The organism is Fictibacillus nanhaiensis, from assembly GCF_042686385.1.
Classification (GTDB): Bacteria; Bacillota; Bacilli; order Bacillales; family Fictibacillaceae; genus Fictibacillus; species Fictibacillus nanhaiensis.
Genome location: NZ_JBHUPF010000006.1, coordinates 49264 through 65723, shown reverse-complemented (window position 1 = coordinate 65723; position 16460 = coordinate 49264). Strand labels below are relative to the sequence as shown.

Below are 16460 nucleotides of genomic sequence, written 5' to 3'. Positions count from 1 at the left end.
TTAGAAATCAATTGTACGTCCGCCTCGAGACGCTTTGATGTCAAACTCAGGGTCTGAATCCGCATTTTCAAAATACTCTTTTCGATCTTCACGAGGTGTTGCCGTTACTGCTCTTACATTTGCCCATTCACGGACCTTTTTGATCTGTTCTGCTTGAGTAACAGATAACGGAATGAATTGCTTACACACTTTTTCGAAATCACTGAGTCTCACACTTCGATCCTCGTAATAAGCTTCAAATAATCCATTAATCACGACCTGTTCAATTTCAGCACCCACAAATCCTTCCGTCAGTTCTGCCAAATATTCTAAGTTATAATCAGAGATATCGAATTCTCCTATAACTTCCTGTGCCTTTAATCTTTTCTTTAAATGGACTCTAAAAATATCAATCCGTTCCCGGTGAGTTGGCAGATCTACAAAAAAGATTTCATCAAACCTTCCTTTGCGCAACATTTCTGGAGGAAGACTGGAAATATTATTTGCTGTGGCAATAACAAAAACTGGCTTTTCTTTTTCTTGCATCCAAGTTAAGAACTGCCCAAAAATTCGGGAGCTTGTCCCGCCGTCTCCGGTAGAGTTTATCCCGCTAAAGCCTTTTTCAATCTCATCGATCCAGAGTATAGAGGGGGCTATGGCTTCTGCAGTTTGAATTGCTTTTCTCATGTTCTCTTCACTGCTTCCTACAATGCCGCTAAATATTTTCCCTATATCCAGCCTCAATAATGGCAGCTGCCACATTTCACTAATTGATTTACTTATTAAGCTTTTTCCACAACCAGGCACCCCTGTAATGAGCACCCCTTTTGGAGAAGGCAATCCATATAGTTGAGCCGATTCCAGCCAGGACTTATTTCTTTTTCGAAGCCACCTTTTTAAATTTTCCAATCCACCGATGTCTTCCATGTTCAATTCATTATTTACAAACTCTAAAATACCCGTTTTTTTAATGATTTGTTCTTTTTCTTCTAATATCACTTCTACATCATCGACAGATAATTTCCCATCTTCCACCATAGCACGTGCAAAAGCGTTTTCCGCTTCTGATAATGTTAATCCTAGTGCTGCTTTAACCAGCTTTTCAATTTCTTCATCAGACATATTAATTTCAATACGACCTCTTTGCTTATTAACTGCAATCATCTCTTCTAAACTATTCTTAATCTCTTTAAACGTTGGCAGATTGAAGTCAAAGATGGTAATATCCTTTTCCAGCTCAAGAGGAAGTTTTAAAATCGGGGATAAAAAAACGACGTTCTTTGGGTTTTGACTTTGTTTAAGATTGGATAATAGGTCTCTCAATTTACGAATGATTTGATAATCAGGAAGCTGGCCTTGATTACCAAAATAAACATGAAAATCATGTAAAATAAAAATAGCAGGGTCTTGGAACTTTTCGATGTATTCCAAAGCTCTTAACGGAGATTTAGTATCTGTAATACTCAAATCATCTCCTGATATGCCATTGGTCACTTTCCAAGTAATTAATTTTCTTGGTGTTTTGATTAATTCATGATTTGAAGCAATAGAGCGTATGAATTCAAGTGCCCTATCCTCTTCCCAAGTAGACAAGTAAAGGAAAGGAAAGCGTGCTTTAAAAAGATCAGCCATTAGTTTTTTTCTATTCAAATTTTTATCCATCGTAGCCACCTCAGTATTATTCAGTTATCTATCTATAAATGCTTACTAATATTTTACATTATAGTCCTATTAAATGGGACATGTTTATACAGACAGAGAGAGTTTATAAACACAAAAAAACCCCAGCCAATATTCATGACTGAGGTTATTAAATCTGAAATTATTGAGCTGTATAACCGCCATCGATAACGATTGCTTGTCCTGTTACACTCTTCGCTTTGTCACTTGATAGGAACATCGCATAGTCTGCAATTTCACTAACTTCTAACAAACGTTTTTGTGGAACAAGTGGATAGATTACTTCTTCAAGTACTTTATCAAGTGATACGTTTCTTGTTTTCGCTAAGTCTTCCATTTGACCGCGAACAAGTGGCGTATCTACATATCCTGGGCAAAGTGCGTTAACTGTAACACCTTCTGCTGCTGATTCTAATGCTGCTACTTTTGTAAGACCGATTACACCATGTTTCGCACTGTTATAAGCGGCTTTACCAGCAAATCCGATCAAACCATTGATGGATGAGATGTTGATGATACGGCCGAAACCTTGCTGCTTCATGATCGGCATCACGTGCTTCGTTGCGATAAATGGCGCTGTTAGCATGATTTTGATCATAAGTTCGAATTTAGCTGTTGGAAACTCTTCGATTGGAGAAACGTGCTGAAGACCAGCGTTGTTGATCAGAACGTCAACACGGCCATACTCTTTGTGTGCTGTTTCGATCATACTCTTGATGTCTTCTTCACTTGTAACGTCGGCTTTAAGACCGATCGCTTCTAGTCCAAGACCTTTTAGTTCTTCTGCAGCCTTTTTAACGCCTTCTTCATTAAGGTCTGTTAAAACTACTTTGCTTCCGTTTTGAGCGAATGTTTTTCCAATTTCAAATCCGATACCACTTGCAGAACCTGTAATAACGACTACTTTATTTTCTACCATACTATACTCACTCCTAAAAAGTTTTTATATAATTCCCATGCTTGCCATAATGATTCCAACAATTACGGCAATGGTAGGGATGATTAAAGCGACAACAAATACATCTTTGTACGTTTCCTTGTGCGTTAACTGCGTTACCGCAAGAAGCGTTAACAATGCTCCGTTATGAGGCAAGATTGATGCTCCGGATGCAATGGCTGCCATCCTATGGAACGCCTCCGGACTCATGCCTGTTGACTGAGATAAGTCATAATAGGTTCCACCAAGAGCTTCTAACGCGATTCCCATACCACCAGAAGCTGAACCTGTGATCATCGCTAAAAGCTGTACGACTAAGGATTCAGATACTAGTGGGTTGCTTGAGATTCCTAACAGCATATCTGTGATTCGGTCAAAGTCAGGTACACTCGTTACAACTGCACCGAAACCAACTGCGGCACTCGTGTTGATGATCGCCATAACAGAACCTTTAGCACCTTCGTTCATAGAAGGAATGAACGTTTTGTATTGCTTGATATTGATAAGAAGAATAGCTAGAATTCCAGCTAACAATGAAGGAATTGGAGCGATTTTTAAGAAATTAAGTAAAATAACAACAACGATTAAAGGGACTAATGAAAGAATCCAGTTTGGAAGGTTCTCCTCATCTTCATCTTCATTCTCTTTTGACTTATTTGGTTCTGTATATTTTTCGCCAGCTGCCGTTAATCGGTTTTCTCTGAACTTCAGCCAGAAATACCCGCCAACTGCCATGATCAGCGTAGCGACAATACCGATAATGGTACCCGCCATTGGGGTCGTCTTAAACGTGTTCATCGGTATTAAGTTCTGAATCTGCGGTGTTCCTGGTACAGCAGTCATCGTAAATGTGAATGCTCCAAGAACGATCGTAGGTGCGATCAATCTTCTAGAGATATCTGCTTTTTTAAACAATGCCAACGCGATCGGATAGATGGCGAACACAACAACAAACAAACTTACGCCACCGTATGTTAAGACAGCTGATGCTACCAAAACTCCGAGAATGGCACGTTTTTCACCTATAAACTTCGTGAACTGAATCGCAACCGATTTAGCAGCGCCCGTATCTTCCATCAATTTACCGAGTACGGCTCCTAACAAGAAGATCGGAAACCACGCTTTTGCGAAGTTTACAAAGCCGGTCATATACGTATTGGTATACGCGTCCATCAAGTCTAAACCACTCATCAGAGCAACTATACCTGCTACGATTGGAGCGACCCAAATGATCGACCAGCCCAGGTAGGCAAAAAACATGAGTAGAGCCAGACCTATAATGATACTAATCAAAATCTTTCCTCCTTTTTTATATAGAAAGAGTGCGCTTTCATCTATTAGCACTTACTTTTCAAAAGTTTTCATTGCACGAAGGACATTTTACTCCTGTGTATTTATTAAGTAAAATGAATTATAACTATAGATAGTATGCACAAAAGTTATAGAATGGAGATTTCCATATGGATATTCGACAATTGACCTATTTTCACGCTGTAGCCAAACATAAAAGCTTTACGAAAGCCTCAACCGACTTGCATTTATCTCAACCTAGTCTTAGTAAAATGGTAAAAAGTCTAGAAGACGAACTCGAGATGGAGCTGATCGATCGCTCTTCGAGACAAATCGAACTAACAGAAGCCGGCGAAATTGTGTTTGAACAAAGCAAGATGATTCTAGAGTCTTTGGACAATCTATCATCAAACCTTTACGACTTAATGAACTTAAAAAAAGGGAAAATCAAAATTGGAATTCCTCCGCTGATCGGCTTCTTATTTTTCCCTAAAATCATCAAGAAATTCAAAGCATCTTACCCTGAAATACAGATTCAGCTCGTGGAACATGGCGCAAACCGTGTGCAAAGAGAAGTGAATGACGGTCTTTTAGATCTCGGGGTTGTAGTCATGCCCCTAACTGAAGATAAACTCGAAATTGTTTCGTTCTTAACCGAGCATCTTATGTTGTTTGTTCATCATTCACATTCGCTAGCGAATAGAGAAAAAGTATCGATGAAGGAATTAGAGAATGAATCTTTTATCATTTTTAAAGAAGGCTTTACCCTGCATGACAGAGTGATCAATGAGTGCCTAGCAGCTGGTTTTCAGCCTAAAATTTCCTATGAAAGCTCACAATGGGACTTCATCAGCGGCATGATCGGGGAGAACTTAGGGGTTTCTATCTTTCCAGAATCCATCGCAAAAAAGGTAGATCAAACGTTGGTTAAAGCCATTCCGATCGTTGATCCTTCACTACCTTATAAGCTAGGTATCATAAAAAAGAAAGATAAATACGTTACGTATGCGACTCGAGAATTCATTAACATGCTTTCGCCATTTAGTGAATAACATATAACTAAAATGCATAATTTAGATATTATTATATGTATTTTAAGAACAGGTTGAGTTGAGATAAAGTAATTCCTATACAAATAATAGGAGGTACTACTCATGGAAAAAGATCGTTTTCAAAATGGATTAGATAAATGAATGGAGTACACGCTAACGGATAACAAAGACACTTCAACACACTTAAAAATCTCAAATGATTTGCAAGATATTGCGCCAGATGTAGGAACATACATTATTGAATTTGCGCACGGAGAGATCTATTCACGAGCAGGACTGACGAACAAGCAAAGAGCGCTAGTAACCATTTCTCCTCTTGTGACACAAGGAACAGAGCCGCAAATGGAGCTTCATATCAATACGGGGCTGACGGCCGGTTTAACAAAAGAAGAGATCGTGGAGAGTATCACACACTTGATTCCGTATACAGGTTTTCCAGTGTGTTAAACGCTCTAACCGTTGCAAAGAAAGTTTTTTCAATGCGAGAGGAAGAAGGAACTGAATCATAGGCACATTAATAAAAGTAGCTATCCTTTTACAGGGTAGCTACTTTTTTTGTTATGTCTAGAAGATTTGAACGAGGTTGCTTTGCGCTCCAGGATGCTCGCATTCCGGGGGGCGTGCGTTGAGCCTCTTAGGGCTTTGCGCTGTTAAGAGTCTCACCTGTCCCGCTGATCCCCCAGGAGTCTCGCACCTTGCGCTCCAATCAACTTATCAATGAAGTCTTATAAAAATCTATGTCTAAGCACTGATTTAAAACCTTTTAGTTTAGCATTTACAAGAAATCGCCTTCATCTGTTTGCTCCAATTGTTCAGAATTACTAGGAGCGTCTTTATATTCGATGTCGTATTTTTTGCTCAACAATTCCATTTCTGCGTGATAAGCGTCTACCAATTGGAAGTATTCTTCTAATTTTAAATTAGACTGCGTCATGAGGTTTTCATCTTGTTGTTCTAACGCTTGTCTTTGAAGGATTAAGCCTTCGTAAAAAGTTTCGGTAGCTTTTACGATTTGCTTCTTCATTCCTACTAATTCTTCTCCTTGAACATCGATCGTTTTCGCTTGAGACACTGCTTTTTCATAGGCAGGAATCGTCGTTTCCACTAACTCCAAATACATAGTCTCGTCATCGGTATAATTTGCACCTGAAACACTAGCTAAAGATTCAAAGGCTTGTACTTCGTAAGTAGATACCGCTGCCACGTCCACATTGATAAATTGTAAAACAGCATCTTGCTGTTCTTCCGTATTGATCGGCTCAGAAAAGCTCTGTGTTTCCTCTTCATTCTGCGTTACTTCATTGCTCGTACGATTTAAGGCCATTTCGCTCGAGTTCGCACTTGTCACTATAGAACTCACTAAAAAAGAAACTAAGAAAAGTGTATTCACGCTGTCAGCTCCCTCAACATTTTGTAAGTATTAACCAATACCCGGCTTGTTCAGGGGTTATGCCCCATAACTGTAAAAAGAGAGTGTTTGATGATTCGTTTACTGAAAGCACAACGAGTAAAAACCCCGCTATTTCCATAACGGGGTTTATGTTTATCTAAACTTTTTTTACAATATGTTTCTCTTTTTAGATGGAGCCCATCTTATCTTAGAAGAAGCAAACATTCTTCCACTCTTCGCCACTTTTTTACTTCTAAAGAAGTCTGCAATGATGTCTTTGTCAGAGTGAGGAATCTTCTCGCCTTTTACAATTTGAGCACCATTGATGCAGCCACTTGTGAGGAGGACGATGTCATTTTCTTCACTCAAAGACAATGCCTTGATCACCGCATCATGCCGTGTAAGTTCTGAGTGAATATTAGGGGCGCCTGGATTTTTGAACCCTTTCATCACGTGACCAACGATCTCACTCGGATCGTTATATCCTGGATGATCGACAGATACGACGATTTCGTCTGCTTGGTTCTCAATCGTTTCCGCCATTTTTGGCATCTTCTCTTTATCTCTTATGCCAATACCCATGACTAACACAATCAGTCGACTATATGGCAGCTTTTTCACTTCTGTTACTAGGTTTTGTAACGCAACAGGAGTGTGTGCGTAGTCCAGAATGATCTTGCGTTTTTGTTTATGAATGATTTCAAATCTTCCTTCAGGTCCCGTCATTTCGGGTAGAACATGAAGCATTTTTTCTAATGAAATTCCAATATGCAAACCTGTACAAATTGCAGAAAGGAGATTCGCTATATTATAAGTTCCGTAAAATGGTGTTATGACAGAATAATGTTTTCCGTAAACGGATAAAGTGAATGAAGTACCGTTTGCTACCTGCTTAACATCCGTCGCGATCACATCTGCACCGCTCTCTTCATTCATGCTATACGTTAGCAAAGGACCTTCAAATAACTCAACGATTTCTTTCCCCATGCCCTCGTCATCAATGTTCACAACCGCTTTTTTTGCTTGTTTAAATAATTTCAACTTCGCTTGTTTGTAGTTTTCGAATGTATGGTGAAACTCTAAATGTTCTGGCGATAAGTTTGTATGAATCGCAACATCAAAACAGATGCCCGCTGTTCTTTTTTGTTCAATTCCAACAGAAGTAACCTCCATCGCAGCGAGTTGATCTCCATTTTCAACAAATTGTTTGAAGATGTGATGAAGATCAGGTGCTTCAGGCGTTGTTGGCGTGGACTGTTTCATGTTTAAGTTACCTGTAGAGGAAATCATGCCTGTTGTTCCAATCGAACCCGCTTTCACACCACATAAGTTCATTAATGATCTGACATAAGCGGCGACCGTCGTCTTTCCGTTCGTGCCGGTAATGCCCACTGTGATCAATTTTTCATGTATACGTTTATTAAATAGGATAGATAATTGAGCCATAAATACGCGAGCATCCTCAACAAGTAAGAATGTACGATCCCTATAGATTTCGCTCGCCTCTTTTAAAATCGTTTTATTTTCACCGGCCACCACAATAGCACCGTTCTTGATGGCACTCTCAATAAAGGTGTGACCGTCAAATTGTTCACCTGTTATACAAACAAAGGAAGAGTTATTCGTTACGTTTCTGGAATCAAAGCAGACAGAAGAAATGGTTTGCTGTTTGCTTCCCCAAATTTCCCGAATACCTAATTGCTGCTTTTTTTGTTCAAAATGTATATTCATCTGTCTCTCCTTTTGCGATCAATCTATGAATAATTACTATAGTAGAATATAAAAGTTTTTAGTTAAAATTTTTATGCACACATACTTTCTTTAAATACCCTAAGTATTCGATTGTTAACCTTTTTTTATTTATGTTTCTTCATCTTTTTTTGAGAAAAAATGAGCGTTAAATACTGGAAGGACGGGGTTTAAGAGGGTTGGGGTCTTAGAAAGCGGGATTATTTTTCCAAAAAAATAACCACCGGTGAAGGGTGGTTATAATTAAAAGCTATATCTTTTTTACAAACTCGGACTTTAATTTCATCGCGCCAAATCCGTCAATCTTACAATCAATATCATGGTCACCTTCGACGAGACGAATTCCTTTTACTTTTGTCCCGATCTTAATAACAGAAGAAGTTCCTTTGACTTTAAGATCTTTAATAACAGATACAGTGTCACCGTCTTGAAGGATGTTTCCGTTGAAATCTTTTACAACCTTTTCTTCAGATTCACTCTCTGTTTCTGGAGCCCATTCATGAGCACACTCGGGACAAACGAGAAAAGCTCCATCCTCATACACATAAGCAGAGCTGCATTTCGGGCAGTTTGGTAGGTTAGACATCTATGTAGTCCTCATTTCTTATAGTTATTGTTCATTTTACCACACTAAAATTTAGCTAAAGATGACTTCAGCAGTATCGTTTTACTCGTAATCTTTAATGTGAACATCAAAAGTGCATTACGCTTTGAATCCACATACCTGTCCACTATAATTGAGTTATCATAATAATCAAACATCTAACATCATGGCTTTTCGTGTTTTGCAATTTTAAGTTCCAAAAAAGGAAGGGGAAATTGTAATGGAAAACAACAACAAGCCCGATCAAAAAGAACACACATCTGCAGGTCAATGTCCTGTTACACACCACAAGGATAGTGCGATTACGACTTCAAGAGCGCCACATGGTACGACAAATAAGGATTGGTGGCCGAATCAACTCAACCTGAACGTTCTTCGCCAGCATGACAAAAAATCGAACCCGATGGGAGAAGACTTTAATTATCGTGAAGAGTTCTCCAAACTGGATTACGATGCGCTGAAGAAGGACCTTCATGCATTGATGACGGACAGTCAGGATTGGTGGCCGGCGGATTATGGTCATTATGGACCTTTCTTTATCCGTATGTCTTGGCATGCGGCAGGTACATATCGTACGGCTGATGGACGTGGTGGTGGCGGATCAGGTTCTCAACGCTTCGCACCTCTAAACAGCTGGCCAGATAACGTAAATTTGGATAAAGCTCGCCGTCTGTTATGGCCGATCAAACAAAAATACGGAAACAAGATCTCATGGGCAGATCTCCTTGTTTTCACAGGTAACGTAGCCATTGAATCCATGGGGCTAAAAACGTTTGGTTTTGCTGGCGGTCGTGAAGATATTTGGCATGCAGAAGAAGATGTTTATTGGGGAACGGAAAAAGAATGGTTAGCGGACAACCGTTATTCGGGTGACCGTGAGCTTGAAGACCCGCTTGCTGCGGTTCAGATGGGTCTGATCTATGTGAATCCGGAAGGACCGAACGGAAAGCCTGATCCTCTCGCGAGTGCTCGTGATATTCGTGATACGTTCAGCCGTATGGCGATGAATGACGAAGAAACGGTTGCGCTTATCGCTGGTGGTCATACGTTCGGAAAAGCCCATGGCGCAGGGGACCCTTCTCTTGTAGGTGACGATCCGGAAGCAGCAGACATTGAAACACAAGGACTTGGTTGGCTGAGCCGTCACGGCAGCGGAAAAGGCCGCGATACCATTTCGAGTGGTGTTGATGGAGCATGGACGTCGAACCCAACACAATGGGATAATGGATACTTTGATCTTCTGTTTGGTTACGAGTGGGAGTTAACGAAGAGTAGAGCAGGCGCTTACCAATGGAGTCCTGTTGATATGACAGAAGAACACATGGCTCCAGATGCAGAAGACCCTTCAATCCGTGTGAAAACGATGATGACAACGGCTGATATGGCATTACGTATGGATCCAGAGTATGAAAAAATTTCTCGTCGTTATTACGAGAACCCAGAAGAATTTGCCGATGCTTTTGCACGAGCGTGGTTCAAGCTCCTTCACCGTGACATGGGGCCAAAAGTTCGTTATTTAGGTCCTGAAGTACCAGACGAAGATCTCATCTGGCAAGACCCGGTTCCGAGTGTAGATTATGATCTATCAACATCTGACATCGCTCAGTTAAAAGAAAAGATTCTAAATACAGGATTGTCTGTCAGTGAGCTCGTCAAAACAGCCTGGGCTTCAGCAAGCACGTATCGCGTTTCTGATATGCGCGGAGGTGCGAATGGTGCACGTATCCGCCTAGCTCCTCAAAAAGGTTGGGAAGCGAACGAACCTGAGCAGCTGGAGAGAGTGCTAGGAATCTATCAAGATCTACAAAACCAGCTCGACACGAAGGTGAGTCTTGCGGACTTAATCGTTCTTGGGGGAAGTGCTGCTGTTGAAAAAGCAGCAAAAGATGCTGGCTTTGATGTTACCGTTCCTTTTACACCTGGACGCGGTGATGCAACGCCTGAACAAACGGACGCTGTTTCGTTTGATGTACTAGAGCCGGTATCAGACGGGTTCCGCAACTACCAAAAGAAAGAATATAGTACAAGTCCTGAAGAAATGCTTGTAGATAAAGCACAGCTTCTAGGTCTTTCTGCACCTGAAATGACCGTCCTCGTAGGAGGTCTGCGTGTTCTTGGGACAAACTATAAGAATACGAAACACGGTGTATTCACAGACCGCGTTGGCACGTTAACGAATGACTTTTTCGTAAACTTGCTCGACATGGGCGTGGAGTGGAAATCAACAGGTTTTAACGAGTACGAAGGCCGCGACCGTAAATCAGGAGAAGTGAAGCGAACAGCTTCCCGCTTTGATCTTGTGTTCGGGTCCAACTCAGAACTTCGCGCACTCGCTGAAGTATATGCGCAGAACGACAACCAAGAAAAATTTGTACGCGACTTTATTGCAGCATGGGTGAAAGTAATGGACGCTGATCGATTTGATGTTAAATTAAAATAATAAATAATGAACGCACCTAATCACAATGTTTGATGCAGAATTTGCTGCTTCAGAGCTCTTGAAATTAGGTGCGTTTTTTGCCCATAAAAAAAGACAGGGTGACTCCCCGTCTTAAATGTCTAGCATGTATTTATTTACCGAAACGCTTTCGATAACCACATTTTCTGCAAAGTTCCTCTACCGCTTCTCTTCGTGAAAAACCATCCACGATATTTTTTGCTCGGTCACCTTCAATAATCGTTGAAAAGTGTGTATCATTGATATTTCCTAAGTTGATAACACCTTCTCCATCTAAACAGCAAGGAATGACCGTTCCGTTCGCCAAAATGCCCGCTTGATTGCGAAGACCGTAGCAGAATCCTTTTCCATCGTCCTCTTCTTCATGCAGTGCCGGCCATTTAAACTCGTAATCTTGATTGATGAAAATTTGATCCGCTAGTTTGATACCTTTACCCGGCGTGAGCTTTTCTTCAATTTTAAATCCGAGATTAAATTCGTTTTCAATAATCTCAAGCAGCTGACGGTTACGCTGTTTTTCCAAGTTTGTCGCATTGTCTTGCGTCAGGTTCCAAAGCCTTAAAGAAACAAATAACGAAGACTCTCTCGTTGCTTCTTGTACAAATGCAAGGATCGTTCTAACGTATTCTTCTTTGTCCGTCATACTCTGACCAACGTGGCCATCAAAGCTATGAAGGGAGAAATTCATCTGTCTGAGCGCAGGCTTATTGATGAGCTTGTCCCAGTTCTTTTTGATGAGTGTCCCATTCGTCGTGATATTAACTTTAAATCCTCTTTCATGGGCTATGTCCAATAACTGATCGATTTTTGGATGAAGCAACGGCTCACCTTTTACATGCAAATAGATGAAATCAGTATAAGGTTTGATCTGGTCTAAACGTTTCTTAAAATCATCAATGGAGATGAACTGTTTAGCTCGTTCAGTTGGAGGACAAAAATGACACGCCAAATTACAGATACTCGTAATCTCTATATAAAACTTCTTAAATCTTTTCATGGGTATTCCTCATTTCGCAAACTCATGATACATACACTAATACTCACTTAAGCCACAGTGCACATAAACAACCTGCTTTTTTAACTCTTTCTTATTAGAGCACAATTCATTAAAAAGATAAACGTGTTATGAGGAAATTAACAGATGAAAACGAAAGGTTGGTCGTTCGGTTGTTCTTTAAATATCTAAACGTAAACGCAAAAAAGAAGAGAAATCATCTCGTTTCCCTTCTTCGTCAGTCACTATTTCATCATCCTTTTTCTATCATCTTTGCGCTTGTATGAGTATTAGATATCGGCGCGTTTTTACCCACATATACAGAAACGACGACAATGACAGCAGTGACGAACGTCATCGTTGTGATTGATTCTTCTAAGAAAAGAGCTGAGAATATAATCATCAGAAACGGTTGTAAATATTGCAGCTGGCTGATCCGCGCAATTCCCCCTAATGCCATGCCCGCGTACCAAGCGACATAAGCTAAGAACTGGCTCACCACCGCTAAATAGATTAAACTGCTCCAAGCTTGTACGGGAGCATGTAACATCTCAGCAGAAATACTAAGCGCTACTGGAATAACAAAGATGGGTGCTCCTATTAGGATGGCCCATGCAATGACTTGCCAGCTTCCGATCTCCTTTGACAGCTTGCCTCCCTCTGCATAACTAAGACCTAAGATGATGACGGCCGCTAATATTCCTGCATCCTCAACTTGAAGAGAGCCAAAGCCTAGGGACCCTGCATATAAAATAACCGCTCCCGAACCAACCAAACTGGATATCCAGAACCGTATAGATAGTCTTTCTCCCGCTCTGTACATCGCGATACCAGCGGTTGCTAATGGCAATAGCGCTACTTCCACCGCACCGTGGGAAACCGGCAGCGTCTTCATGGCCCATGAAGTGAGTAAAGGAAAACCTAGCACTGCCCCTGCTGCAACGATCAGGATGCTTTTAAACTGCTGTACACTAGGTATTTTTTCCCGTCGCCCGATCAGGATAACGGCCACTAATAATGCAGCGATTACCGTTCTCCCTAATCCAACAATTGTGGTTCCGAAATGCTCAACAGCGATAGTCGTCGCGGGCAAGGTAAGACTAAAGCAGATCACACCCGCTAAGCCTAGATATAATCCTATCTTTTCTTTTTCCAATTTCCTTCCTCCCCGACTATAATGGATATAATCACATACTATTAGAACGTGATAGATGATACTATTGCTGTTTTCATCCACTGTCAGGGTACAGTTAGAGGAGAGTGAAGCAGGATTGAGTCCAAAATATAGAATCGTTTTAGAGGACATTAAGCAGCAGCTAATAGACGGGAAACTAGCAGCCGGCCATAAGCTACCCTCTATCCGACAGCTATCTGATACATATAACTGCAGCAAGAATACGATTATTAAAGCATACAATGAGCTGCAAAAAGAGCATTTGATATATACCGTGCCTCAAAAAGGCTATTATGTTGTCAATGCGTTTCGACGGCCTGAAGATCAGCCTGAAATGATTGATTTCTTATCTGCTGGACCGGATAAAACGCTGTTGCCTTACACTGAATTTCAACACTGTTTAAATCAAGCGATCGAACACTATAAGGAAGAAATTTTCACCTATACCGATCAACAAGGTCTTCCTTCATTGCGAACCCAAATTACTAAAAATCTTCAACTTTCTCAAGTGTTTACAGATCCCAAGCAGCTCGTCATCGTTTCAGGATCTCAGCAAGCGATTCATTTATTAACTTCTCTCTCTTTTCCTAATAACAAAAAGAATATTTTAATTGAACAACCAACCTATTTCGGAATGATTGAAACGCTTAAACTGAACGATGTGAAGACCTTTGGCATTGAATTATCCATGGACGGAATCGACTTAGAACACCTCGAATCTATGTTTAAAAATAACGAGATTAAGTTCTTCTATGTCATTCCTAGATTTCAGAATCCTCTTGGCCATTCCTATACGAATCGTGAGAAGAAAAGAATCGTAGAGCTGGCAGCTAAATATGATGTCTATATCGTAGAAGACGATTTTCTAGGCGGACTAGAACAGGATAAGAAAGCCGATCCGTTTTTCGCTTTTGATACATCAGGAAGAGTCATCTATATACAAAGCTTTTCAAAAGTCTTTCTTCCTGGGCTCCGAATTGCGAGTGTTGTCTTGCCCAACAACATGATTGAGAGCTTTTTGCGTTATAAGTTTAGCGCTGACTTTAACAGCCCCGTTCTCTCCCAAGGTGCCTTAGACATTTATTTAAAAAGCGGAATGTATTACAACCATCTGAAAAAGATTAAGAACACTTATTTTCATAAAATGAATGAACTCAAAAGGGCATGTGAACAGTTCCTTCCTAAAGGGACGCACTATACGAAGCCTGATACGGGTTTTTACCTTTCCATCTATTTGCCTCCTCACGTATCAGCCAAAAAGCTTACATCCCTTTTACGAATACAACACCTTTTACTTGATGATGGAGAAAGAATGTTTCTGCCTGAATTCAATCAAGACAACCTTATCCGCTTGTGCATTTCTCAAGTTGAAAAACATCAAATACAACCCGGAATAGAAAAAATAGCTCACACCATTCGTGAATTGAAAGACAGCAGGCATTTCCATCAAATATCGCTGATTTAATACTGCAATTTAAGATAGCCTTACATGCTAAAAGGACAGAAACACAGGAGTAAATGCGTTTCTGCCCTTTTATTTATTCATTCATAAACGTTACTTTGGCGATTTTTTATATGCATACAGGAAATATAGCAAAACAAACCAAATCGGTGTCAGCAATAACGCCGGACGAGTAGCTTCTGCCACAAGCAATACGATTAAAATGATCCCGAACAATGCGAGTACCACATAGTTAACGAATGGAGCAAAAGGTGCTTTGAACGTTGACTTTTTGTGCAGGTCTGAACGTGACTTACGGTATTTAATATGGCTAATTAAGATCACGCTCCACACCCAGATGAAACAGATGGCACTGATGGTTGTTACGATGCCAAAAGCCTGCTCTGGAATAAGCTTGCTGAGGAGTGCTCCCACTGAAACAACTACAGCCGAAACCCAAAGCGCGTTTCCAGGTACCGCATTTTTCGTTAGTTTCTTAAAAGATCGAGGTGCCTGCTCACTCTTGCTTAACGTAAATAAAATGCGACTCGTTGAAAATAATCCACTGTTGCAGGCAGATGCCGCTGATGTCAGCACAACAAAATTAATGATTCCAGCCGCAAGCGGAATTCCTATCAAGCTGAACGTTTTAACGAACGGACTTTCCGCTGCGTTTAGCTCTGTCCACGGATTGATGCATAGCAGCACGATCAATGCGCCAACGTAGAAAAATAGAATGCGAAGTGGTATTTTATTGATCGCAGACGGAATATTCTTTCTCGGATCAGATGTTTCTGCTGCCGCCACACCGACCAACTCCACTCCGACAAACGCAAACACAACCATCTGAAAAGAGAGTAAGAACCCAGTCATCCCATTAGGAAACAAACCTCCATGATCCCACAGATTGTTTATAGAGACCGTTCCCGCATCCGTCTGGTAGCCCATAACGAGTAGGACAACGCCAATCACAATCAACGCTAGAATCGTAATCACCTTGATCAAAGCGAACCAAAACTCCAATTCCCCGAAAAGCTTTACCGTTAACAGATTCAGCCCAAGTAAAAGAAGCAAACAGACAATCGCCGGGACCCACTGCGGTATGTCAAACCAATATTGAACATAAACACCGACCGCAATCACATCGGCCATCGCTGTCATGATCCAGCAGAACCAATACGTCCATCCTGTGATAAACGCAGCTCGCGGTCCTAGATAGTCTTCCGCAATATCGGTAAACGACTCATAGCCTTCCTTCGAAAGCAGCAGCTCTCCTAACGCTCTCATCATGAAAAACAGCGCGATCCCAACGATTAAATAAGCAAATATAACAGACGGCCCGGCAAGTTGAATCGCTTTTCCTGAACCTAAAAATAATCCCGTACCAATCGTTCCGCCAATGGCGATCAGCTGCACATGACGGTTAGCCAAATCCCTCTTCAACTCTTGCTGTGACACGTATGAATCCTCCTTCTAAGATGCAAATACAACGAAAAAAAGAGACTGGAAGAATCTCCAATCTCTTGTACATTAGAATATGAAAAAACATTCACTGCGCTATAAATGACAAGCACAACAATGTCAAAATTCAATACTCTTCTGTCCGTTTGCCTGAGATTGTGAACCCTTCGGCGCCGCTTAACATGCGGTCTCTCCAGAAGCTGCTCCTGCTGTAGTACGACCTACAGCAATCATAGCTTGCTATCTTTAAT

The 16460-nt window shown here is 40.9% G+C and carries 12 protein-coding genes, 1 pseudogene and 1 riboswitch; of the genes and pseudogenes, 4 read left to right on the top strand and 9 right to left on the bottom strand.

The genetic code is table 11. From position 1 onward, the window contains the following. The 3 genes from ACFS5O_RS04110 to ACFS5O_RS04100 all read right to left on the bottom strand — a co-directional run bounded on the left by ACFS5O_RS04110 (window position 1) and on the right by ACFS5O_RS04100 (window position 3889). Window positions 1–1641 carry an AAA family ATPase gene (locus ACFS5O_RS04110; protein ID WP_066399429.1) on the bottom strand — a complete coding sequence of 547 codons (1641 nt, stop codon included), beginning with the start codon at window positions 1639–1641 and terminating at the stop codon, window positions 1–3. A gap of 160 nt (window positions 1642–1801) precedes the next feature. Continuing rightward, on the bottom strand, window positions 1802–2578 hold the full coding sequence (locus tag ACFS5O_RS04105) for a 3-hydroxybutyrate dehydrogenase (protein WP_066399431.1): 777 nt from the start codon (window positions 2576–2578) through the stop codon (window positions 1802–1804). Between the two features lie 24 nt (window positions 2579–2602). Continuing rightward, on the bottom strand, window positions 2603–3889 hold the full coding sequence (locus ACFS5O_RS04100; protein ID WP_205724803.1) for a GntP family permease: 1287 nt from the start codon (window positions 3887–3889) through the stop codon (window positions 2603–2605). A gap of 167 nt (window positions 3890–4056) precedes the next feature. On the opposite strand from ACFS5O_RS04100, the gene ACFS5O_RS04095 reads away from it, so the two are divergent. Both ACFS5O_RS04095 and ACFS5O_RS04090 read left to right on the top strand, forming a co-directional pair. Further along, complete coding sequence (locus tag ACFS5O_RS04095; RefSeq protein WP_205724802.1) at window positions 4057–4938, top strand: LysR family transcriptional regulator; 882 nt, start codon at window positions 4057–4059, stop codon at window positions 4936–4938. 141 nt (window positions 4939–5079) lie between these two features. Further along, a pseudogene (locus ACFS5O_RS04090) lies at window positions 5080–5447 on the top strand (carboxymuconolactone decarboxylase family protein). 266 nt (window positions 5448–5713) lie between these two features. Here the strand turns inward: ACFS5O_RS04090 and ACFS5O_RS04085 are convergent. From ACFS5O_RS04085 to ACFS5O_RS04075, 3 genes are all read right to left on the bottom strand, one after another. Then, entirely contained in the window at window positions 5714–6328 is a 615-nt protein-coding gene (locus ACFS5O_RS04085) for a hypothetical protein (protein WP_205724801.1), read from the bottom strand. 168 nt (window positions 6329–6496) lie between these two features. Further along, complete coding sequence (locus ACFS5O_RS04080; RefSeq protein WP_205724800.1) at window positions 6497–8059, bottom strand: UDP-N-acetylmuramoyl-L-alanyl-D-glutamate--2,6-diaminopimelate ligase; 1563 nt, start codon at window positions 8057–8059, stop codon at window positions 6497–6499. A gap of 268 nt (window positions 8060–8327) precedes the next feature. Continuing rightward, window positions 8328–8663 carry a zinc ribbon domain-containing protein YjdM gene (locus tag ACFS5O_RS04075; RefSeq protein WP_205724799.1) on the bottom strand — a complete coding sequence of 112 codons (336 nt, stop codon included), beginning with the start codon at window positions 8661–8663 and terminating at the stop codon, window positions 8328–8330. Window positions 8664–8901: 238 nt separating this feature from the next. On the opposite strand from ACFS5O_RS04075, the gene katG reads away from it, so the two are divergent. Then, on the top strand, window positions 8902–11121 hold the full coding sequence (gene katG / locus ACFS5O_RS04070) for a catalase/peroxidase HPI (protein WP_205724798.1): 2220 nt from the start codon (window positions 8902–8904) through the stop codon (window positions 11119–11121). Window positions 11122–11251: 130 nt separating this feature from the next. Here the strand turns inward: katG and ACFS5O_RS04065 are convergent, their stop codons facing one another. Both ACFS5O_RS04065 and ACFS5O_RS04060 read right to left on the bottom strand, forming a co-directional pair. Continuing rightward, window positions 11252–12136, bottom strand: a complete 885-nt coding sequence (locus ACFS5O_RS04065) for a radical SAM/SPASM domain-containing protein (RefSeq protein ID WP_205724797.1) — start codon at window positions 12134–12136, stop codon at window positions 11252–11254. A 250-nt stretch (window positions 12137–12386) separates the two neighbouring features. Next, complete coding sequence (locus ACFS5O_RS04060; RefSeq protein ID WP_318300094.1) at window positions 12387–13289, bottom strand: DMT family transporter; 903 nt, start codon at window positions 13287–13289, stop codon at window positions 12387–12389. A gap of 115 nt (window positions 13290–13404) precedes the next feature. Here ACFS5O_RS04060 and ACFS5O_RS04055 point away from each other — a divergent pair, with 115 nt between their 5' ends. Then, entirely contained in the window at window positions 13405–14772 is a 1368-nt protein-coding gene (locus tag ACFS5O_RS04055) for an aminotransferase-like domain-containing protein (RefSeq protein WP_205724795.1), read from the top strand. Window positions 14773–14862: 90 nt separating this feature from the next. On the opposite strand, the gene ACFS5O_RS04050 is transcribed toward ACFS5O_RS04055, so the two are convergent. Then, window positions 14863–16206 (bottom strand): amino acid permease, encoded by a 1344-nt coding sequence (locus ACFS5O_RS04050; protein WP_205724794.1) that lies wholly within the window; start codon window positions 16204–16206, stop codon window positions 14863–14865. Between the two features lie 131 nt (window positions 16207–16337). Continuing rightward, window positions 16338–16416: riboswitch (glycine riboswitch) on the bottom strand. Window positions 16417–16460 lie beyond the last annotated feature (44 nt).

Coding starts and splice junctions, on each gene's coding strand:
- ACFS5O_RS04110 (WP_066399429.1), bottom strand. CDS start 1,641: ATGGATAAAAATTTGAATAGAAAAAAACTAATGGCTGATCTTTTTAAA.
- ACFS5O_RS04105 (WP_066399431.1), bottom strand. CDS start 2,578: ATGGTAGAAAATAAAGTAGTCGTTATTACAGGTTCTGCAAGTGGTATC.
- ACFS5O_RS04095 (WP_205724802.1), top strand. CDS start 4,057: ATGGATATTCGACAATTGACCTATTTTCACGCTGTAGCCAAACATAAA.
- ACFS5O_RS04080 (WP_205724800.1), bottom strand. CDS start 8,059: ATGAATATACATTTTGAACAAAAAAAGCAGCAATTAGGTATTCGGGAA.
- ACFS5O_RS04075 (WP_205724799.1), bottom strand. CDS start 8,663: ATGTCTAACCTACCAAACTGCCCGAAATGCAGCTCTGCTTATGTGTAT.
- katG (WP_205724798.1), top strand. CDS start 8,902: ATGGAAAACAACAACAAGCCCGATCAAAAAGAACACACATCTGCAGGT.
- ACFS5O_RS04065 (WP_205724797.1), bottom strand. CDS start 12,136: ATGAAAAGATTTAAGAAGTTTTATATAGAGATTACGAGTATCTGTAAT.